Raw genomic sequence first — 20,826 nt, forward strand, 5'->3', positions numbered from 1 at the left:
GCCGACACGTCCGGGGACGTACGGCCCTGCGCAGATCTTGCCTAGGGGAGGGTAACGACCGTCGCGGCGTAGACGAGACCCGCCCCGAAGCCGATGACCAGCGCGGTGTCGCCGCTCTTGGCCTGCCCGGTCGCCAACAGCCGCTCCATGGCGAGCGGAATGGAGGCGGCCGAGGTGTTGCCGGTGGTCTCCACATCGCGGGCGACCGTCACGCTCTCCGGCAGCTTCAGAGTCTTCACCATCGAGTCGATGATCCGCATGTTGGCCTGGTGCGGGATGAAGACGTCCAGGTCGTCCGGGCTGACTCCGGCCGCGTCCAGCGCCTGCTGGGCGACCTTCGCCATCTCGAACACCGCCCACCGGAAGACCGACTGGCCCTCCTGCGTGATGGCGGGGTACCGGATCTCCTCCGGAGCCGGGCGGCCCTCGGGGGCGTCCCCTCCGGGGAGGGGGGTGGAACGGTAGACGTCCCAGCCGAGGGTCTGCTTGATGGTCTCGGACTTGTCGCCCTCCGAGCCCCAGACGGTCGGGCCGATCTCCGGCTCGTTGGCCGGGCCCACGATCACCGCGCCGGCGCCGTCACCGAAGAGGAAGGCCGTCGCACGGTCCTCCAGGTCGGTGAGGTCCGACAGCCGCTCGACACCGAGGACCAGGACGTACTCCGCCGAGCCCTCGGTCACCAGGCCCTTGGCCAGGGTCAGGCCGTAGCCGAAGCCCGCACAGCCCGCCGAGATGTCGAACGCGGCCGGCTTGCCGGCACCGATACGGTGCGCGATCTCGGTCGCGATGGCCGGAGTCTGCTTGAAGTGCGACACGGTGGAGACGATCACGGCGCCGATCTGCCCGGGCGTGATGCCCGCGTCGGCGATCGCCTTGCCCGACGCCTCGACCGACATGGTCGCGACGGTCTCGTCGGGACCCGCCCAGTGGCGGGTCGCGATACCGGACCGCGAGCGGATCCACTCGTCGGACGAGTCGATGTGCTGGAGGATCTCCTCGTTCGGCACGACACGGGTCGGGCGGTAGCCGCCGACACCCATGATCCGCGCGTACGGGGCGCCCTTCGAGGGCTTGATCTTCGAGGTCATGCGCTTCGGACTCCTATTCGGCCGGTGCAGCGTTGTCGGCGTGTCCGGCGATCAGCGTGCGGGCCGCGTCGAGGTCGTCGGGCGTCTTGAGGGCGAGGGTCTGCACGCCGGGCAGCGCGCGTTTGGCCAGGCCGGTGAGCGTGCCGCCGGGAGCCGCCTCGATGAGCGCGGTGACCCCGAGCTCCTTGAAGGTCTCCATGCACTGGTCCCAGCGCACGGGGTTGGCCACCTGGCCCACCAGCCGCTGCACCAGTTCCCGGCCGTCGGAGACCAGCCGCCCGTCCTTGTTGGAGACGTAGCGCGTGTGCGGATCGGCGACCGACACCTGGGTGGTCGCCGATTCCAGAGCCGAGACAGCGGGTGCCATGTGGTGAGTATGGAACGCGCCGGCCACCTTCAGCGGTACGACCCGGCGAGTGCCCTCCGGCTTGTTCTCGACCAGTGCGGCGATCTGCTCGGTGGTGCCCGCGGCGACGATCTGTCCGGCGCCGTTCACATTCGCCGGGGTGAGGCCCAACTGCTCCAGATGCGGGATGACGACGTCCGCCTCGCCGCCCAGCAGGGCGGCCATACCGGTCTCGGTGACGGCGGCGGCCTCGGCCATCGCCTGGCCGCGCCGGCGCACCAGCGTCATCGCGGCCTCGTCGGAGATCGCGCCGGTCAGTGCGGCGGCGGCGAGCTCACCGACGCTGTGGCCGGCTGCCGCGCCGACCTGCGCGGCGACGTCCTCGGCCGTCGCGAACAGCTGCCGGGCGGAGACCAGGGCGGAGGCCACCAGCAGCGGCTGCGCCACCGAGGTGTCGCGGATCTCCTCCTCGTCCGCCTTGGTGCCGTAGTGGACCAGGTCCAGGTCGATGGCGTCCGACCAGGCACGGAGCTGGTCCTCGACACCGGGGAGGTCGAGCCAGGGAGTCAGGAAGCCGGGCGTCTGAGCGCCTTGGCCGGGAGCGACGAGTACGAGCACCCTCACACTCTCTCTTGTGGGTGGTTCCGCCCGCCCGTGGGGACAAGGACGAAGAACCATCGGGGGAATTGTTGGTGTCCGACAAAAGTCTAGGGTTGCGCCTCACCGTCAGCCAGGCGCCCCAGAATCAACGCGATACGGAGGGTGAACGCCGAGCGCACATCGGAGGGTGACCAGCCGGTGACGTCCGTCACACGTCGCAGCCGATAGCGCACGGTGTTGGGGTGCACGAACAGCATCCGGGCGGCGCCCTCCAGGCTGCTCGCCTGCTCCAGGTAAACGCTCAGCGTTTCCAGAAGTGCCGACCCCGCTTCCTCCAGTGGTCTGTAGATCTCCTCCACCAGCTGCTCGCGGGCGACCGGGTCCGAGGCCATCGCGCGCTCCGGCAGCAGGTCGTCGGCGAGCACCGGCCGCGGCGCGTCGGGCCAGGCGGCGCACGCCCGCAGGCCGGCCGCCGCGGCCTGCGCCGAGCGGGTCGCGGCCAGCAGATCGGAGACCACCGGGCCGGCCACCACGGCACCGGCGGCATACGGGCCGATCAGCGCCTTCGCGGCCTTCAGCGGGTTGTCCGAGCCGCCCGCGATCACCACCAGGCGGGAGCCCAGCACACCGGTCAGCACCTGGAGCTTGGCGTGCCGGGCGGCCCGCCGGATCGCCTCCACGGTCAGTTCGCTGTCCCCGTCCGGGGCGGTGCCCAGCACCACGCACACATGTTCGGGGGAGTTCCAGCCCAGCGCCGCGGCACGGGAGACCGCGCCCTCGTCCGCCTCGCCCGACAGCACCGCGTTGACCACCAGCGACTCCAGCCGGGCGTCCCACGCGCCGCGGGCCTCGGCGGCCTGGGCGTAGACCTGGGCGGTGGCGAAGGCGATCTCCCGGGCGTAGACCAGCAGTGCCTCGCGCAGTACGGACTCGTCGCCCGGGGCCGCGACCTCGTCGATCGCGGACTCCATGACCTCGATGGTCGTCCGCACCATCTCCACGGTCTGCCGCAGGGTGATCGCCCGGGTCAGCTCGCGCGGTGCCGTGCCGAAGACGTCGGTGCTGATCGCCTGTGGGGTCTCCGGGTGCCGGAACCACTCGGTGAACGCGGCGATACCGGCCTGTGCCACCAGGCCGATCCAGGAGCGGTTCTCCGGGGGCATCGCGCGGTACCACGGGAGGGTGGCGTCCATGCGGGCGATGGCCGCGGCCGCCAGTTTGCCGGAGGAGTTCTCCAGGCGCCGGAGGGTGGCGGAGTGCGGGTGCGCGTCGCGCGATGCGGGTTCAGACACGGGACAAGCCTGCACTATCGGGGCGGGAGGGTGCGGGGGCGGGGCTACGGTGGGCCCATGATTCAGGTGCGCAGAGGCCATGAACGGTATCCGGGCGGGGATGCGGAGGCCGGGATCGAGTCACTGCACGCGTTCTCCTTCGGGCCTCATTTCGACCCGGACAATCTGCGCTTCGGTGCGCTGGTCGCCTGCAACGAGGAGCGGCTGGCGGCGGGCGCCGGATTCGACGAGCATCCGCACCGCGACACGGAGATCGTGACCTGGGTGGTCGAGGGCGAGCTGACCCACCGCGACTCGGCCGGCCACGAGACCACCGTACGCCCCGGTGATCTCCAGCGGCTCAGCTCGGCCGGCGGCGTACGGCATGTGGAGCGCAACGACGGCGCGCGGCCGCTGCGGTTCGTCCAGATGTGGCTGGCGCCACGGGAATTCGGCGGCGAGCCGTCGTACGAGGTGGTGCGCGGAATCGCCGACGGCACCCCGTACGCCGTCCCGCGGGCCGGGGCCCTGCTGCATCTGCGCCGCCTCGCCGAGGGCGAGCGCACCGCGGTCCCGGATGCCGCACGGGCGTATGTGCAGGTGGTGCGTGGCGCCGTACGGATCGGTGCGGAGCGCCTGGAGGCCGGCGACGCGGCGCGGATCACCGAGGGGGCGGGCGTGGAGCTGCAGGGGCTGGCGGCGGCGGAGTGCCTGGTGTGGGAGATGGGGGCGGAGCCGGCGTACGGGTGAGGGCGGCGGCGGGCCCGGAGCCGGCGGCGGGTCCGGGGCCGGCGGCGGGTCCGGGGCCGGCGGTGGCGCGCCATGCCGGTGTGTCGCGCCGTCCGGGGCCGGGGGGCGTTCGCACTGTCCGCCCCGGATCGCCCGCTTACGCCCGCGTACCGCCCGTATCGCCCTGTCAGGCGGTCTGTGCCAGCTCGGCCAGCACCGCATCGGTCAGCGGCGGCCAGGCCTCGACGGCCCACGGCCCGAAGGCCCGGTCGGCCAGCGCCACACACGCCGCGCGCGCGTCGGGATCCACCCACAGGAATGTCCCGGACTGGCCGAAATGCCCGAAGGTGCGGGGCGAGGACGTGCTGCCCGTCCAGTGCGGTGACTTGCCGTCGCGGATCTCGAAGCCCAGCCCCCAGTCGTTCGGCTTCTGGTGGCCGTAGCCCGGCAGCACCCCCGTCAGGCCGGGGAAGGCCACCTGCGTCGCCTCCGCGAGCGTCTGCGGTGCGAGCAGCCGCGGCGCCTGCAGCTCGGCGGCGAACCGGACCAGGTCGGCGACGGTGGAGACGCCGTCCTTGGCGGGGGAGCCGGGCAGTTCCGTCGCGGTCATCCCGAGCGGTGTGAGGACCGCCTCCTGCAGATACTGCGGGAAGGGGATGTCCGTCGCCTTGGCGATGTGGTCGCCCAGCGCCTCGAAACCGGTGTTGGAGTAGAGCCGGCGGGTGCCCGGCTCGGCCATCGTGCGCTGCTCGTCGAAGGCCAGCCCCGAGGTGTGGGCGAGGAGGTGACGGACCGTGGACCCCTCGGGTCCGGCCGGTTCGTCCAGCTCGACGGCGCCCTCCTCGACGGCCAGCAGGGCGGCATACGCGGCCAGCGGCTTGGTGACGGACGCCAGCGGGAAGCGGTGCTCCTGGGGGCCGTAGGATCCGGCCACCGACCCATCGGCTCGTACGACGGCGGCCGCGGCGGTGGGCACCGGCCAGTTCTCGATCATCCGCAGGCTCTGCATGCCCACGAGCCTAGGCGGTGTCCCCTCCGCCCTGTCCGGGAGGTCCGCACGTCCCCAAATCCCGGTCAAGTCTGCCCGTGATCCGCACTTGCCTGGAGTGCACTCGAAGTCTCTAGCGTTGAAGACGTCGAGAGGCACCCGGCGAACAGGCCGGGAGACAACCGGCGATCCAGGGGAGACGGGGCATGACGGTAACGCAGAGCGAACCGGTCACGAGCGGGGCCGCGGCCGGGAAGCTACCGGCGAGGCCGCGCAAGTGCGGCCCGGCGCTCACGCACCCGCGGCCCGCCGGCCGGGACCAGTACACGATCAGCGAGGTGGCGGAACACACCGGACTCAGCGCCCACACCCTGCGCTGGTACGAGCGCATCGGCCTGATGCCGCATGTGGACCGCACCCACACCGGGCAGCGGCGCTTCACCAACCGCGATCTGGACTGGCTGAGCCTGGTGGCCAGGCTGCGGCTGACCGGCATGCCGGTCGCGGACATGGTCCGCTACGCCGAGCTGGTGCGGGCCGGGGAGCGCACCTTCGCCGAGCGCGAGGAGCTGCTGACCGCGCACCGCGAGGACGTACGACAGCGGATAGCCGAGCTGCAGAGCACGCTGGACATCCTCGACTACAAGATCGACATCTATGCCGACGCCCGCCGGGCGTCCGAGAGATTCTGAGGGCTCCATGGGTAGCAACAAGATCGAGACGGTCGAACTGGGCACCGGCGGACCGCGGGTCGGGGTACAGGGCCTCGGCTGCATGGGCATGAGCTTCGCCTACGGCCCGACGACGGACGTCGACGAGGCGCGGGCCACGCTGGAGCGGGCCCTGGAGCTGGGCGTGACGCTCTTCGACACGGCCGACATGTACGGCCTGGGGGAGAACGAGAAGTTCATCGCCCCGTTCATCCAGGCGCACCGCGACGAGGTCGTGGTGGCCACCAAGTTCGCGATAGCCGCCGACCCGGACCACCCGGACGACCGGTCCAAGCGCGTCATCCGCAACGACCGGCCGTACATCCGCCAGGCCGTCGAGGGCAGCCTGAAGCGTCTGGGCGTCGACGAGATCGACCTGTATTACATGCACCGGCGCACGGCGGACGTCCCCCTGGAGGAGTCGGTCGGCGCGATGGCCGAGCTGGTGGCCGAGGGCAAGGTCAAGCACCTGGGGCTGAGCGAGGTGACCGCCTCCGAGCTGCGCGCGGCGCAGGCCGTGCACCCGATCGCGGCCCTGCAGTCCGAGTGGTCGCTGTTCAGCCGGGACATCGAGGACGGCGTGGTGCAGGCCGCGGCCGAGCTCGGGGTCGGCGTCGTCCCGTACTCGCCGCTCGGCCGGGGCTTCCTCACCGGTGCGTTCGTCAGCGCCGACAAGGAGCTGACGGAGGACGACTTCCGGCGGACCCAGCCCCGCTTCACCGGCGACAACGCCACCGCCAACGCCGCGCTGCTGGAGCCGGTCCGCAAGCTCGCCGATGCCCATGGCGTGACGCCCGGCCAGATCGCGCTGGCCTGGGTGCAGCACCAGGCCACGGCCCACGGGATCGCCGTCGTGCCGATCCCCGGCACCCGTAAGCGCAGCCGTGTCGAGGAGAACACCGGGGCCACCCGGATCCCGCTGACCGAGCAGGACCTGGCGCTGCTGGAGCCGATCGCCGGACAGGTCGCGGGGGCGCGGTACGCGGACATGACGCACACCTCGGCGGGGCGGCCGTAAGGCCCGCGGGGCGGGGCCGGTGGTGCGCTTCGTTGCACTACGGCCCCGCCGCCCGGCCGGGTGCTCACGCCAGCCCCAGCGCAAAGGCGGCGAACCCGGCGGCCAGCAGCGCCGCGCCGGCCCGGCGGGCCCGGGTGACACCGGTCCACGGCGCCTCGAAGCGGCGGGTGGTGCGCGCGATGAGGAGCAGCGCCACGCCGAACACCGGCAGCCAGGCGAGCCGGGCGAGGATCCAGCCGAGGGTGTCGGGCTGCGTGGTCAGCCCGGGGATCTCGCCCAGGAAGGATGCGGGCACGGCCGCCGAGAGCATCGCCGTCTGATGCCAGCACAGGACCGTCATCGCCGAGAGGTTGACGATCGTGACCGGCGCCCACAGGGCAGGCCGGTGCAGGAGACGGGCGAGCCGGTCACGGAGCAGGACGGCGGCGCCGGACTGGGCCGCCGCCAGCGCCAGGACCAGCAGCGACGGCGGGTGGGAGTTCGTACGGTCCTGACCGGGGACGCCGACCATGCTCACCGGGTAGTGGAAGAACAGCAGCAGCGCGGCGAACAGTGCGGCGCCCCCGAGCAGCAGCGACCAGGCGGTGCGCACGCCGAGCCGCCGCCCGCCCCAGGACACCCCGAGCTGATAGGCGAACAGCCAGCCGGGCAGGAGATTGAGCAGGCCGGTCCACCCCGGCATGACATCGGCGGACGGCCCGTAGCGCAGGAAGTCCACCGCCGCCACGACGGCCGCCGGCGGTGCCGCGGCCCAGGCGCCCCACCGCCGGGCGGCACGCAGGCAGTACGGCGTGAGCGCGGTGACCGCCGCATACACGCCCACGAACCACAGCGGCTGGATCACCAGCGTCGCCCCGGTCCGCAGCGTCGCCTCCGGCACCCCCAGGCCGTACAGGACGGGGAGCAGCACCGCCCACACGGCCGTCACCCCGAGGACCGGGCGGCCCAGCCGGAGGATCCGGCCGCGCAGCCAGACTCCGGCCCACTCGCCCCGCTCGGTGGCGCGCCGGAGGGAGCGCACCGACGCATGGCCGCCGACCAGGAAGAAGATGCCGAGCATCTGCAGCACCCAACTGGCGGGCGCGAGAGCGCCGAAGGTGCTCAGCGGGCTGGTGTTGTGCAGTGCGCCGCCGGCATCGCGGGTGAAACCCCCGAGCAGCCAGTGGCCGAGGGGCACGGCGAGCAGGGCCAGCGCGCGCAGCCCGTCGAGGGCGCGGTCGCGGTCCGCCGGCGTGCGGTCCTCGATGGTGCGGACCGTCTTGGAGGTGGCGTCTCTGAGAGACGTGAGGAAGGCGATGTCCATGAGGCGTCCTTGAGTCCTGGGACCGGAGGGTGGGGTGAGCGGGGAGGCACGGGCGCCGGGGCCTGGGCCCGGGACCCAGCGGCCTTGCACGGACCGGTGTCGCGGACCGGTGTCGCGGACGGATGCCGCGGATCGGTGTCACGCACCGGCGTCAGCGCACGGCGCCGTAGCGGCCCAGCACGATGGCCGCGAAGTTCCGCAGGGAGTCCGTACCGGGCGCGAGATAGCCGGTGTGGCCCACGGCCCGCACGGCGGAGACCCGGCGGGCGCCGAAGGCGGGGTCGGTGGGGTCGGTGCCGTGCCCCAGGCCGAACAGTTCGACGTTCGGGACATCACCGATCCAGTCGGACCCGTCCCGCGCCGCCCAGACCCGGGCCGAGGTGTGCAGCTGCGCCACGTTGTCCCGGCGGACGCCGGGCGAGCCGAAGAACACCAGGTCGGCGATGCCGCCGTGGGCCGGCTGCGAGGCGGCCAGCCCGCAGACCACCGAGCCGTAGCTGTGGCACAGCACGGCCGGGGCCGGGGCCCCCACGGCGGCCAGCCCGGACAGCAACCGGGCCAGCCGCGGCGCCCCGGCATCGGCGAGCCGGCCGGTCATGGCATCCGGGCCGATACCGACCGGTGTGGTGTATCCGGCCCAGGCGATGACCGCGGTACGGGTCCCGGGTGCGTCGGCGGCCAGCCGGGTCCGCAGCGACCTGGCCATGCCCGCCGGTGTGCCGTACGGGTGGTGGTCGCGGTCGAAGGAGGTCAGGTCGATGTCCGAGCCCGGCACGATCACGGCGGTGCGCTCGGCGGTGGCCAAGTCGCCGTACACCTCGGCCACTTGTCCGCGGCCGCGGGGATCGTAGGCGAGGATGTGACGGCCGGGGGAGAGCAGCGAAGCGCAGCGGGCGGCCGCCTTCCTGGCCTGCCGGTGCTCCTGGAGGGTGCCGGCCGGATCGGTGGCGCGGGCCAGCCGGCGGTCCCGTTCCGCCGCCAGCGCACGGGAGTTGGCCGCATACCGCACGGCGGGGGGCACCCCGTCGAGATTGCCGACGGTGAGCGGGTGCCGGGCCACCAGAGCCTGCCGCTGCCCGTCGGTCAGCGAGGCGAAGAAGCGGGTGACGTCGGCGGGCCGTGCGGTCGCCGGGTCCGGCAGCCGGACGCCGAGGGAGTGGTCGGCGCGCCAGGCGGCGGCGCCGGGCGCCGGGCCCGTGACGGCGCTCTGTGCGGTGCCGGCCGCCCAGCCGCCGGTGCCGGCGGCCAGGGTCAGCGCGAGCGCGGCGCCGAGGAGCGTGCGCCGGCCGCGTTGAGCGATGCTTCGCAGCCTGGACATGGTGGTGTCTCCCTCTCCCGTTGGTGTGGCGGAGGGAAACGTAGGAAGAGGGTGTAGGGCGCGGCGTCACACCGCGGAGCCAACTGCCGGGTGATACCCCGGTAGGGGGGAGGCGCCTCCCTCGTCCTCAAGGAGGGGCAGCGCGGGGAAGGGTACGCCCGGGAACCCTCCCCTCCGCTACGGCTACCGCTCCCGGCCGCTACTGCTCCCCGGGCGTGACCAGCCCCGACTCGTACGCGAAGATCACGGCCTGGGCGCGGTCCCGCAGCGCCAACTTGGCGAGCACCCGGCTGACATGGGTCTTCACGGTCTGCTCGGCGACGATCAGCGCAGCGGCGATCTCCTGGTTCGACAGACCGCGGGCGATCAGCTCCAGCACCTCCGTCTCGCGCGGGGTGAGGCCCGTCAGCTGTAGCGCCGCCCGGCCCTTGCGGGGCGCGGGCCGCCGGCGGGCGAAATCGGCTATCAGCCGCCGGGTCACGGACGGGGCGAGCAGCGCCTCCCCGGCCGCCACGACCCGGACCGCGGAGATCAGATCACCCGGCGGCGCGTCCTTGAGCAGGAAGCCGGACGCCCCCGCCCGCAGTGCCTCGTAGACGTAGTCGTCGACATCGAAGGTGGTCAGCATCAGCACCTTCGGGCGGTGCGGCACCCCGGGGGACGGATCGAGCAGCTGCCGGGCCGCCTCCAGCCCGTCCATCTCGGGCATCCGGACATCCATCAGCACCACATCGGGGTGCGTCCGGCGGCTCAGCTCCACTCCCTGCACCCCGTCCGGCGCATCGCCCACCACTTCGATATCGCTCTGCGCGGCGAGCAGCGCGGCGAAGCCCGCGCGCACCATGGCCTGGTCGTCGACGATGATCACGCGCGTGGTCATACGGAGTCGGAATCCTTCGGTCCAGGGGAAGCCACCGGGGCGGGCGGCGGCGAAAGGGGGAGCTGCGCGGCCACCCGGAACCCGCCGTCGGGCAGCGGCCCGGTGTCGAGCGAACCGCCCACCAGCCGCACCCGCTCCCGCATGCCGACGAGGCCATGGCCGGTGCCGTTGGTCTCCAGCGGTGCACAGGGCGCGGACGGCGCGGGCGGCGGGGAGTTGACGACGAGGACGGTCAGCCGGGAGCCGTCCGCCGCCGTCGTCACCGACACCCGGGTCGGTGCGCCCGGGGCGTGCCGTACGACATTGGCCAGCGCCTCCTGCACGATGCGGTACGCCGACAGATCCACCGCCGGTTCGAGCGGCCCCCGGTCCCCGGGCAGCGAGAGCTCCACCGGCACACCCGCCCGTACGGTCCCCTCGACCAGCTTCGGCAGCATGCCGATACCGGGCTGCGGGGTCTTCTCCGGGCCGCCGTGCCGCTCCGCCTCCTCGCTGCGCAGCACCCCGAGCAGCCGGCGCATCTCCGCCAGCGACTCCCGTGCGGTCGCCGCGATCGACCCGAACTCCTCCTCGGCCTCCCGGGGTATCCCGCTGATGCGGTACGGGGCGCTGTCGGCCTGGACTGTGATCACCGACATGTGGTGGGCGACGACATCGTGCAGCTCGCGGGCGATACGGGTGCGCTCCTCCAGCAGCGTCCGACGGGCCCGCTCGGCCTCGCTGATGGTCTCCTGCTCGATCAACTTCCGCCGGGCGTCGCCGCGTTCCCGCAGCGTGGCGCCCATCAGCAGCACCACCCCGGTCAGCACGAACAGCAGCACCCAGGTGCCGTTGATCCGGTCCGGGGCGACCGCCTCGGAGAGCACGCCCGCCACACCGGTCGCCAGCCAGACGGCGATCAGGGTGCGGCCGCGCTCGCGCAGCGACAGCGCCACCATCAGCGCGAGATAGCCGACGATCGCCGTGGGCGGCCAGGGCCAGGAGCGGTCCGCGACGTCGTCCGCGTGGATGAGCGCCAGGGCGCAGACCACGTCCGCCGCGAAGATCACCCACCAGGCCTGCAGCGGCCGGGTCACCGCGAGCAGCAGCGGCGCGACCTGCGCGGTGGCCAGCGCGCCGGACAGTCCGCCGTCCAGGCCGTAGTCGTGGCTGAGGAGGGTGATGGTCGTCGGCAGCAGGGACACCGCGAACACGAACGCGACCAGATACGGCAGCCGGCGCAGCCAGGCGCTCCGGACGCTGCCGAACAGCGGGGTGCCGGGTTCGGTCGGCGTGCCGAGCTCGACGGCGAGGAGGTGCGGTGCCTGCCGTACGGCGCGCAGCACCCGCCCGCGGGCCGGCTCGGGTGCGGGGAGGGAAGAGGGTCGGATCATCGCGCCCTCCATCCAAGCGGAGCGCCGCGGCCGTGGCGTCATACCAGGGGCCGGACTTCCACCCCCTACCACGGTATGAGCCCCCGGATCCCGTCCCAGGGATCCCGTCCCCGGGTCCGCACCCCGGCCCGCAGGATTCCCGAGGGCATCCGGAGTCCTTGCCCCCTTGGAGCCCCGGAGCCGCTACAGCTCCGCCAGCAGCTCGGCCTTCTTCGCGCTGAACTCGTCGTCGGTCAGCAGGCCGGCCCCGTGGAGCTCGCCGAGGTGCCGTATCCGGTCCGCGATATCCGCGGGGTCCCGGCGTGCGTCCCCGGTCCGGCGGCGCGGTTCGCGCTCCGCCGTCTCCGACGCCGGCTCGGCGGCGCGTACGGCCTGCAGCACCGAGGCCGCGAACGGCAGCGACTCATGAACGGGGCCGTACCCCAGCCCGAACACCACCGCGGCCGGATCCTGGTCCGCCTCGCCGGTCCCCGGTTCACGGGCACCGCGCTCCAGCAGACGCAGATAGCCGTTGAGGATCTCCGGTGACCGCCACTCGACCCCGGCCAGTTCGCCGACCGGGAAGGTCTGGTCGCCGCACTTCCACTTCGCCGAGGACGCACCCGTCCAGAACCACCGGAAGGCGACCGAACGGCCGTCGAAGGACGCCTTGCCGTCGTACGCCTTGAAGTGCAGCGGCGGCTCCGGCGCGGCCACCAGGTGGCGGTCGGCGGGTTCCTTCGCATCGGGGCCGAGCACCGTGCGCAGCTCGTCGGCGTAGTACTCGGCCAGCGTCTCGCGCTCGGCCGGCAGCACCAGCCGGTACGGATCGGCGTCCTTCTTGAGCTGTCCGTCCGCCGCCTCCATCAACGGATCGGCGCCGGTCCGGGGCACGGCATGCAGCACCACCGTGCCGCGTCTGCCTCCGGTCACCTCGACGGAGCTCAGCGCCTCGTACGGAATGCGTCGCTCGCCGAGCGCCTGGAACAGCTTCGGCCTGCGGATCCCCCGTTCGAAGCGGATGAGTACGGAGTCCGTGTCGAACTCCCAGACGGCATGAAAACCGGCCAGCACATCACCCATGCGGCTCATCGTATGCGGGCGGTTGCCCGCCCGTCCCCCTTCCGGACACCTCGGGGCGTTCTGCCGAAGCTACGCGCGTCACTCCGGCCACCCGCTGCGTTCCCTGTACTGGTGGACGTCCCCGGCGCCGGGTGCGGTTCCCGTGGGCACGGCCCGTCCCCGGGCGCCGGGCCGTGCCCACGGAACCAGTCGTACGGGCCGACGGCCCTCAGGCCAGCCCCGAACTGCAGTGCGGGTCATCGGTGGCGCAGGAGACGGTGCTGGTCGCGCCCACCCCGACCAGGGCGAAGTTGCGCAGGCTGCGGGTACCGGGCGCGAAGTAGCCGGCGTGCCCGACGGCGCCGTCGGCCGACAGGACCCGTGAGCCGAAGGACGGATCGACGGGGTCGGCGCCGTGGCCGAGCCCGCCGACCTCCAGGTAGGGCACGTCCGCGATCCAGTCGTCGGCGTCCCGCATGGCCCAGACGCGGGCGTGGGTGCGCAGCCCGGAGAGGTTGCCGGCCCGCATGCCGGGGCTGCCGGCCACCGCGATGTCCTCGACGTTGGACGGCAGGTCACGGGCCGCGACGCCGCACACCACGGACCCGTAGCTGTGGCAGAACAGCGAGACGGCGTCGGAGGAGGGCAGCGCGTCCACCAGGGCGCGCAGCCGGACCGCGCCGTCCGCGGCGAGCTTCCCGGTGGCGGCCTCGACGCCCATCCCGGCCGGCGAGGTGTAGTCGGCCCAGGCGATCACGGCGGTACGGGTGCTCGGCCGGGCTTCGCGCTCGGCGCCGTAGAGGGACCGCGCCATGCCGACGGGGGCGGTGTTCGCCCGCGCGGTGCGCTCGAAGGTCGACAGGTTGGTGTCCACGCCGGGCACCACGACCGAGACCCGCTGCGCCGCCGGGAGGTTGCCGAAGACCTCGGCGGCCCGGCCGTCGCCGGCCGGATCGAACGCCAGGATCTGCCGGGCGGGACTCATCATCGACTCGAAGCGGTGCATCAGCCGGCCCGCCTCCTGGCGGCCGACGGGAGTGAGCCGGCGGTCGCCCATCCGCTGTTTCTCGATACCGCGGGCATCGTCGATGGCCATCCGGTTGGCGCGGTAACGCAGCGGTACGGGGGCGCCGTTCATATTGCCCACGACCAGCGGAAAGCGGTCGGCGAGCTGCTGCTTCTCGGCACCGGTGAGCCCCGCGAAGAAGCCCCGGAGCGCGGCCGGCGAACCGTCGGGGTCGGGCAGCGGGCGGCCGTGGAAGGTGGCGTGCTGCCAGGCGGTCTTGGCGGTGGCCAGCGGATGGGCGTCTTCCTTGGTTCCTCTGACGGCCGTCCAGCCGGTGAGGGCAAGCATCACGAACACCACCGCCAGGGCGAGCGCGGCACGCAAGGCGGAGGACTGCAGGAAGCTGGAGGAGGGGCCGAGGCCCGGGAAGGAAGTCACCGCGTGCCACCCTAGGAGAAGCGGAAGGGTGCTTGCTGTGACCGTGAGTGAGATCACGTTTCACGGTGGGTATTTCGACCAAACCGGACACGTGTCAGCCGTTTTCGGTGCTCAGTCGTGCAGGCGCGGTCTCAGGGGGCGCGCGGAGTGATCGCGTAAAGGTGGATTTCCGTTACGGGGAGTAACGCATGCCGCGCGGGTGGCGGGGCTGTCGCGGACCCGTCGTACGAGCCGCTGTGCGGGCCGTCGCGCTCACTTCGCCCGCCAGTCGCCCTCCATCGCCGGCCCGATGTGGTCCAGATAGGACTGGGTGAGCTCGCGGATGGACGCCACGCTGCAGTCCTGCCCCTCGCCCCACACCTTGCCGGCCACCCGCATCACCCCGCTGAGCGCGGCAACCAGCACCCTCGGACGCGGATCCTCATCCACATCCAGTCCCTCGCGCCGGGCGATCAACCGCGCGATCTGCTCCTCCAGTTCGGAGGAGCGCCGCAGATGCGCGGCGACCAGTGCGGGCGTCGACTCGATCATCTGGAACGAGCGCATGTACAGCTCCACCGGGATCACCGACTCGATGGCGCTGCCGATGTCGTCCCAGGCCACCATCACGGCGGTGCGCAGGGCGGTGAGCGGTGCCTCCGCCGCGGGCCGTGCGCTCAGCTCGTCGAGGAAGCGGGCCTCGACCATCTCCTGGACGGCAAAGGCGACGTCTTCCTTGTTGGCGAAGTAGCGGAAGTACGTCCGCTGGGAGACATCCACGGCCTCCGCGATCTCGTCGATCGTCGTCGCCTCGTACCCCTGCTCCGTGAAGAGTTCGAGTGCCGCGCGGATCAGCGCGTCGCGGGTGCGCTGCTTCTTGCGTTCCCGCAGGCCGGTGGGTGCCGTATGCGGCGTCGGGTCCGCCATCCTGAGCCGCCTTTCCGTGGTGTTCTCGCTGCTCAGGTTACCTGTGAGCGAAATGACAGTTACCGACTCATGATTTGCTTTGTCAACTGTCAGTGGCTGACATTAGCCTCGTCGTATGAGTTCTCAGACGCCGGTCGCCGTCGCTGCGCCGGACCTTCCCGCACCAGAGCCCTCGAAGGGGCTGCGCGGCCATCCGTGGCTGACCCTCTTCTCCGTCGCGATCGGCGTCATGATGGTCGCCCTGGACGGCACGATCGTCGCCATCGCCAACCCGGCCATCAAGAAGGACCTCGGTGCCTCGCTCGCCGACGTGCAGTGGATCACCAACGGCTACATGCTCGCGCTGGCCGTCGCGCTGATCACGGCCGGCAAGCTCGGTGACCGCTTCGGCCACCGCCAGACCTTCCTCGTCGGCATCCTCGGCTTCGCCGCCGCCTCCGGCGCCATCGGCTTCTCCCACGAGGTCGCGCTGGTCATCACCTTCCGTGTCCTGCAAGGCCTGTTCGGCGCGCTGCTGATGCCCGCCGCGCTGGGGCTGCTGCGCGCCACCTTCCCGGCCGAGAAGCTCAACATGGCGATCGGCATCTGGGGCATGGTCATCGGCGCCTCCACCGCCGGCGGGCCGATAGTCGGCGGACTGCTGGTCGAGCACGTCAACTGGCAGTCCGTGTTCTTCATCAATGTCCCGGTCGGTGTGCTGGCGCTGGTCCTCGGCCTGGTGATCCTCAAGGACCACCGTGCACAGAACGCCCCGCGCTCGTTCGACATCCCGGGCATCGCGCTGCTCTCCGGAGCGATGTTCTGCCTCATCTGGCCGCTGATCAAGGCGTCGGAATGGGGCTGGGGCGACATGAAGACCTGGGGCTTCCTGATCGCCGCGGTGGTCCTCTTCGCGCTGTTCGCCGTCCTGGAGACCAAGGTCCGCGAACCGCTCGTCCCGCTGCGGATGTTCCGCTCCCTGCCGCTGACCGCCGGCACGGTCCTGATGGTGCTGATGGCCTTCGCCTTCATGGGCGGCCTGTTCTTCGTGACGTTCTACCTGCAGAACGTCCACGGCATGACCCCCGTGGACAGCGGTCTGCACCTCCTCCCGCTCACGGGCATGATGATCGTCGGCTCGCCGCTCGCCGGCGCCCTGATCACCAAGCTCGGCCCGCGCATCCCGCTGGTCGGCGGTATGGTCCTCACCGCCGTCGCGATGTACGGCATGTCCGGTCTCGACACGGACAGCACCACCGGCCCGATGTCCCTCTGGTTCGCGCTGCTCGGCCTGGGCCTCGCGCCCGTCATGGTCGGCGCCACCGAGGTCATCGTCGGCAACGCCCCGCTGGAGCTCTCCGGCGTCGCCGGCGGCCTCCAGCAGGCCGCGATGCAGGTCGGCGGCAGCCTCGGCACGGCCGTGCTCGGCGCGGTGATGGCCTCCCGCGTCGACAACGAACTCCCGGACAACTGGAAGGCCGCGGGCCTCCCGCCGGTCCCGCCCGGGCAGGCGTCCCAGCTCTCCGACGCGGTCTCGGCCGGTATCGCCCCCGTCCCGAAGGGCACCCCGCCGGAGTTCGCCCAGAAGATCACCTCCGTCGCCCACGACACCTTTGTGTCCGGCATGGGGCTGGCCTTCACGGTCGCCTGCGGTGTGGCGGTCGTGGCCGCCGTCGTCGCCGTCTTCACCAAGCGCGGCGCGAACGCCGAGGCGGGCGCCGGGGTCGGCCACATCTGACCGGGCCCGGCCGCAGGGCACACCCTCCGCGGCGCCCGGCGTCCGAGCGCCCACCGCGCGGGGACGAGCCCGGCTCCGACGCCCTGACGCCCGGCGCCGGCGCGCGGCAGGTACGAGGCTCGTCCTCGTCCGGCCGCGCGCCGTTGCGTGGTGCCTGTGCGGTGCCCCGCGTGCTGCCGTCAACGGCGGGCGTCAACCGGCCGTCCCGGACCACGTCCGGCCCCTCCCGCCGTGCGACCGGCGGGAGTTGGCCCTGCCGGAGGACCGGTCCCTCAGCCGAATCCCTCATCCGGATGAGCCGGCGCGGGAACCGGACCGGGCACCGGCCTCCTCCTGGGGCATCGGGTGCCTCCCGGACCCCGGCAGGCCATGGGGCGAACGGTTTCCGCACTCCCTGTCCGCCGGTCCGTCCCACGTCAACGCCGTGCACCGGACGCCGCACGCCGGGCCGTTCCGGCTGTCCACATCCCTGATCCGGGTGGCCGTGCCGCCACGGCCTTGGCAACCGCGCCGCGCCCTCGCGAAGCTCGACACCGCAGCACCCGCCGCGGGCAACCCGCCCAGGGCGGAACGCCATCGTCGTACTTCACGGGGGAGAGATTCCTATGCGTCTGCGTCTGCGCACGCCCCACACCACCGCGCTCCTCACCGGCCTCGCCGCGCTCACCGCCGCCCTCGCCGTCCCGCCGGCCCTCGGCACCCCGGCTGCGCACGCGGCCCCCGGCGGTCGTGCCGGTGCCGCCTCGGGCCAGTGCGCGGCAGGACAGCTGTGCCTGTGGCCGAAGGCGGACTTCGGCGGCACACGGCGGACCTACGAGCTGTCCGACACCGATATCGAGAGCTGCACCCCGCTGCCCAAGGGAACGAGTGCCGCCGCGCTCGCCAACCGGACCGGCCGGCCGGTGACCACCTACCAGAGCGAGGAATGCGCCGAGACCGCCGAGTTCGACACCTACCCGGGCGGCGGCAGCTGGGTGCCGCGGTCCCCGTACCAGGTACGGGCGTTCAAGGTGTGGGAGCGCTGAACCGGCCGCCCACGGACCTCCCCGTGCGCCCCGCCGCGCCCCACCACACACCGCCCGGCCGCACACCACCGCGCCCCCCGGCCGGCGAAGGACGCCGGCCGGGGGGCGCGGGAGAGGAGACGCGGCGGTCTGCCGCGGAGGGGTCAGGCGTCGCCGCCGGCCTCACCCGCGTCGGCGGCCGTGACGTCCAGGAGCTGGTAGCGGTCGATCGCCTGCTTCAGCAGCGACCGGTCGACCTTGCCCTCCTTGGCGAGCTCGGTGAGCACGCCGAGGACGATGGACTGCGCGTCGATGTGGAAGAAGCGACGGGCCGCACCACGCGTGTCCGCGAAGCCGAAGCCGTCGGCACCCAGCGACTGGTACGTGCCGGGAACCCAGCGCGCGATCTGGTCGGGCACCGCCCGCATCCAGTCCGAGACCGCGACCGTCGGACCCTCGGCACCCTGGAGCTTCTGCGTCACGTACGGGACGCGCTGCTCCTCCTCCGGGTGCAGAAGGTTGTGCTCCTCGATCTCCACCGCGTCGCGGCGCAGCTCGTTCCAGGAGGTCGCGGACCAGACATCGGCCTTGACGTTCCACTCGTCCGCGAGGATCTGCTGGGCCTCGACGGCCCACGGCACCGCGACACCCGAGGCGAGGATCCGGGCCGCGTGCTCGCCCTTCTCGCCCGCCTTGATGCGGTGCAGACCCTTGAGGATGCCCTCGACGTCGACGTCGGACGGCTCCGCCGGGTGCTGGATCGGCTCGTTGTAGACGGTCAGGTAGTAGAAGATGTCCTCGGCGTTCTCGCCGTACATCCGCCGCAGACCGTCCTTGACGATGTGCGCGATCTCGTAGCCGTAGGCCGGGTCGTAGGAGACACAGGCCGGGTTGGTCGAGGCCAGCAGCTGGGAGTGGCCGTCGGCGTGCTGCAGCCCCTCACCGGTCAGCGTCGTCCGGCCCGCGGTCGCACCGAGCACGAAGCCGCGCGCGAGCTGGTCGGCCATCTGCCAGAACTGGTCGCCGGTGCGCTGGAAGCCGAACATCGAGTAGAAGACATAGACCGGGATCAGCGGCTCGCCGTGCGTCGCATAGGCGGAGCCCGCCGCGATCAGGGAAGCGGTGCAGCCCGCCTCGGTGATGCCGTCGTGCAGCATCTGGCCGGTCGGCGACTCCTTGTACGCGAGGAGCAGTTCGCGGTCGACCGACTCGTACTGCTGGCCCAGCGGGTTGTAGATCTTGGCCGACGGGAAGAACGCGTCCATACCGAAGGTCCGGTACTCGTCGGGCGCGATCGGCACGAAGCGCTTGCCGATCTCCTTGTCCCGCATGAGGTCCTTCAGGACACGGACGAACGCCATGGTCGTGGCGATCTTCTGCTGTCCCGAGCCCTTCTTGGCACCCGCGTACGCCTTGTCGTCCGGCAGCTTCAGCGGCTCGGCGCGCACGACACGGGTGGGTACATAGCCTCCCAGCCCCTTGCGGCGGTCGTGCATGTACTGGATCTCTTCGGAGTTCCGGCCCGGGTGGTAGTACGGCGGCAGGCCGTCCTCCAGGTCCTTGTCCGGGATCGGCAGGCGCAGCCGGTCACGGAAGCCCTTGAGGTCCGCGACCGTGAGCTTCTTCATCTGGTGGGTCGCGTTGCGGCCCTCGAAGTTCGGACCGAGCGTCCAGCCCTTGACGGTCTGCGCGAGGATCACCGTCGGCTGGCCCTTGTGAGCCTTGGCCGCCGCATACGCCGCGTAGATCTTCTTGTGGTCGTGACCGCCGCGGCCCAGGTGCAGGATCTGGTCGTCGGTCATGTTCTCGACCATCGCGCGCAGCCGGTGGTCGTCGCCGAAGAAGTGCTCGCGGATGTACGCACCGGTCTCGGTGGCGTACGTCTGGAACTGACCGTCAGGCGTGCTGTTGAGCTTGTTGACCAGGATGCCGTCGCGGTCCTGCGCGAGCAGCGGGTCCCAGCTGCGGTCCCAGACCAGCTTGATGACGTTCCAGCCGGCGCCGCGGAACTGCGACTCCAGCTCCTGCATGATCTTGCCGTTGCCGCGGACCGGGCCGTCGAGGCGCTGCAGGTTGCAGTTGACGACGAAGGTCAGGTTGTCCAGGCCCTCACGGGCGGCGATGGACAGCTGGCCGAGCGACTCGGGCTCGTCCATCTCGCCGTCGCCGAGGTAGGCCCAGACGTGCGACTTGGAGGTGTCGGCGATGCCGCGCGCCTCCATGTAGCGGTTCATCCGCGCCTGGTAGATCGCGCCGAGCGGGCCGAGGCCCATCGAGACGGTCGGGAACTCCCAGAAGTCCGGCATCAGCCGCGGGTGCGGGTAGCTGGACAGGCCGTCGGGGGCCTTGGACTTCTCCTGCCGGAAGGCGTCGAGCTGGGCCTCGGACAGCCGGTCCAGGAGGAAGGCGCGGGCGTAGACACCGGGCGAGGCGTGGCCCTGGAAGAAGATCTGGTCGCCGCCGTCGCCCTCGTCCTTGCCCCGGAAGAAGTGGTTGAAGCCCACGTCGTAGAGGGAGGCGGAGGAGGCGAAGGTGGCGATGTGCCCGCCGACGCCGATGCCCGGACGCTGGGCGCGCGAGACCATGACCGCGGCGTTCCACCGGGTCGCGTTCAGGACCTTGCGCTCGATCTCCTCATTGCCCGGGAAGAACGGCTCGTCCCTGGTCGCGATGGTGTTCACGTAGTCCGAGCTGCGCATCTCGGGCACGGCCACCCGCTTCTCACGCGCGCGCTCGATCAGGCGGAGCATGAGGTAGCGGGCACGTTCCCGGCCCCGCTCGTCGACGGCCGCGTCGAGCGAGTCGAGCCATTCCTGGGTCTCTTCGGGATCGAAGTCCGGGACCTGGCTGGGAAGGCCGCCAATGATGATCGGGTTTCGATCGGATCCGGAAGCCACGCTGTTCCTTCGTGTTCGGTTCGTTTCGTGCTCTGCAAGTGATTGCTGCGGTGCACGGGACGAATGCTGTCGCTGCCTTGGTGTCGCGCCGTCTTCCATCGTGTACCGAGCCACTGGGATACGTCACCTCTACCGATGGGTAACCCATCCGTAGAGAGATGGCGCTGAAAAGGCCGATTTCTCGGGTCGGCCA

Annotated in this window: 17 protein-coding genes; 5 read left to right on the forward strand and 12 right to left on the reverse strand. The window is 72.0% G+C overall.

Annotated features, from left to right (window positions below):
• Nucleotides 1-41: 41 nt before the first annotated feature.
• The 3 genes from OHS81_RS25690 to OHS81_RS25700 all read right to left on the reverse strand — a co-directional run bounded on the left by OHS81_RS25690 (nt 42) and on the right by OHS81_RS25700 (nt 3,326).
• Nucleotides 42-1,088 (reverse strand): ketoacyl-ACP synthase III, encoded by a 1,047-nt coding sequence (locus OHS81_RS25690; RefSeq protein WP_328387011.1) that lies wholly within the window; start codon nt 1,086-1,088, stop codon nt 42-44.
• Nucleotides 1,089-1,101: 13 nt separating this feature from the next.
• On the reverse strand, nt 1,102-2,052 hold the full coding sequence (locus tag OHS81_RS25695; RefSeq protein ID WP_328387012.1) for an ACP S-malonyltransferase: 951 nt from the start codon (nt 2,050-2,052) through the stop codon (nt 1,102-1,104).
• Nucleotides 2,053-2,141: 89 nt separating this feature from the next.
• Nucleotides 2,142-3,326 carry a PucR family transcriptional regulator gene (locus OHS81_RS25700; RefSeq protein WP_030081381.1) on the reverse strand — a complete coding sequence of 395 codons (1,185 nt, stop codon included), beginning with the start codon at nt 3,324-3,326 and terminating at the stop codon, nt 2,142-2,144.
• Between the two features lie 57 nt (nt 3,327-3,383).
• Between OHS81_RS25700 and OHS81_RS25705 the strand changes: the two genes are divergently transcribed.
• Nucleotides 3,384-4,055, forward strand: coding sequence for a pirin family protein (locus OHS81_RS25705; RefSeq protein ID WP_328387013.1), 672 nt, complete (start codon nt 3,384-3,386; stop codon nt 4,053-4,055).
• 166 nt (nt 4,056-4,221) lie between these two features.
• On the opposite strand, the gene OHS81_RS25710 is transcribed toward OHS81_RS25705, so the two are convergent.
• Entirely contained in the window at nt 4,222-5,043 is an 822-nt protein-coding gene (locus tag OHS81_RS25710) for a serine hydrolase domain-containing protein (protein WP_328387014.1), read from the reverse strand.
• Between the two features lie 185 nt (nt 5,044-5,228).
• On the opposite strand from OHS81_RS25710, the gene OHS81_RS25715 reads away from it, so the two are divergent.
• Nucleotides 5,229-5,714 (forward strand): MerR family transcriptional regulator, encoded by a 486-nt coding sequence (locus OHS81_RS25715; protein WP_328387015.1) that lies wholly within the window; start codon nt 5,229-5,231, stop codon nt 5,712-5,714.
• A gap of 7 nt (nt 5,715-5,721) precedes the next feature.
• Nucleotides 5,722-6,750: an aldo/keto reductase gene (locus tag OHS81_RS25720; protein ID WP_328387016.1), complete on the forward strand. Its 1,029-nt coding sequence runs from the start codon at nt 5,722-5,724 to the stop codon at nt 6,748-6,750.
• Nucleotides 6,751-6,814: 64 nt separating this feature from the next.
• On the opposite strand, the gene OHS81_RS25725 is transcribed toward OHS81_RS25720, so the two are convergent.
• From OHS81_RS25725 to OHS81_RS25755, 7 genes are all read right to left on the reverse strand, one after another.
• Nucleotides 6,815-8,053, reverse strand: coding sequence for an acyltransferase family protein (locus OHS81_RS25725; protein WP_328387017.1), 1,239 nt, complete (start codon nt 8,051-8,053; stop codon nt 6,815-6,817).
• Nucleotides 8,054-8,204: 151 nt separating this feature from the next.
• Nucleotides 8,205-9,371 (reverse strand): alpha/beta hydrolase, encoded by a 1,167-nt coding sequence (locus tag OHS81_RS25730; RefSeq protein WP_328387018.1) that lies wholly within the window; start codon nt 9,369-9,371, stop codon nt 8,205-8,207.
• Between the two features lie 199 nt (nt 9,372-9,570).
• The gene (locus OHS81_RS25735; RefSeq protein ID WP_328387019.1) at nt 9,571-10,251 is read right to left on the reverse strand and encodes a response regulator transcription factor; all 681 of its coding nucleotides are present in this window, start codon (nt 10,249-10,251) and stop codon (nt 9,571-9,573) included.
• On the reverse strand, nt 10,248-11,624 hold the full coding sequence (locus OHS81_RS25740) for a sensor histidine kinase (protein ID WP_328387020.1): 1,377 nt from the start codon (nt 11,622-11,624) through the stop codon (nt 10,248-10,250). Before OHS81_RS25740 ends, OHS81_RS25735 begins: the two co-directional genes overlap by 4 nt.
• Nucleotides 11,625-11,807: 183 nt before the next feature.
• A complete protein-coding gene (locus tag OHS81_RS25745; RefSeq protein ID WP_328387021.1) occupies nt 11,808-12,686 on the reverse strand; it encodes a DUF4429 domain-containing protein in 879 nt (292 codons plus the stop codon).
• Nucleotides 12,687-12,894: 208 nt separating this feature from the next.
• Nucleotides 12,895-14,109 carry an alpha/beta hydrolase gene (locus tag OHS81_RS25750; RefSeq protein WP_328387022.1) on the reverse strand — a complete coding sequence of 405 codons (1,215 nt, stop codon included), beginning with the start codon at nt 14,107-14,109 and terminating at the stop codon, nt 12,895-12,897.
• A 252-nt stretch (nt 14,110-14,361) separates the two neighbouring features.
• Nucleotides 14,362-15,015, reverse strand: coding sequence for a TetR/AcrR family transcriptional regulator (locus OHS81_RS25755; RefSeq protein WP_328387023.1), 654 nt, complete (start codon nt 15,013-15,015; stop codon nt 14,362-14,364).
• Between the two features lie 115 nt (nt 15,016-15,130).
• On the opposite strand from OHS81_RS25755, the gene OHS81_RS25760 reads away from it, so the two are divergent.
• Nucleotides 15,131-16,732, forward strand: a complete 1,602-nt coding sequence (locus OHS81_RS25760) for an MFS transporter (RefSeq protein WP_328387024.1) — start codon at nt 15,131-15,133, stop codon at nt 16,730-16,732.
• Between the two features lie 605 nt (nt 16,733-17,337).
• Nucleotides 17,338-17,757: a peptidase inhibitor family I36 protein gene (locus tag OHS81_RS25765; RefSeq protein WP_328387025.1), complete on the forward strand. Its 420-nt coding sequence runs from the start codon at nt 17,338-17,340 to the stop codon at nt 17,755-17,757.
• Nucleotides 17,758-17,900: 143 nt separating this feature from the next.
• Here OHS81_RS25765 and aceE read toward each other — a convergent pair whose 3' ends face one another.
• Nucleotides 17,901-20,633 carry a pyruvate dehydrogenase (acetyl-transferring), homodimeric type gene (gene aceE / locus OHS81_RS25770; protein WP_328387026.1) on the reverse strand — a complete coding sequence of 911 codons (2,733 nt, stop codon included), beginning with the start codon at nt 20,631-20,633 and terminating at the stop codon, nt 17,901-17,903.
• Nucleotides 20,634-20,826: the final 193 nt, after the last annotated feature.

This window comes from Streptomyces sp. NBC_00400, assembly GCF_036048035.1.
Lineage (GTDB): Bacteria > Actinomycetota > Actinomycetes > Streptomycetales > Streptomycetaceae > Streptomyces.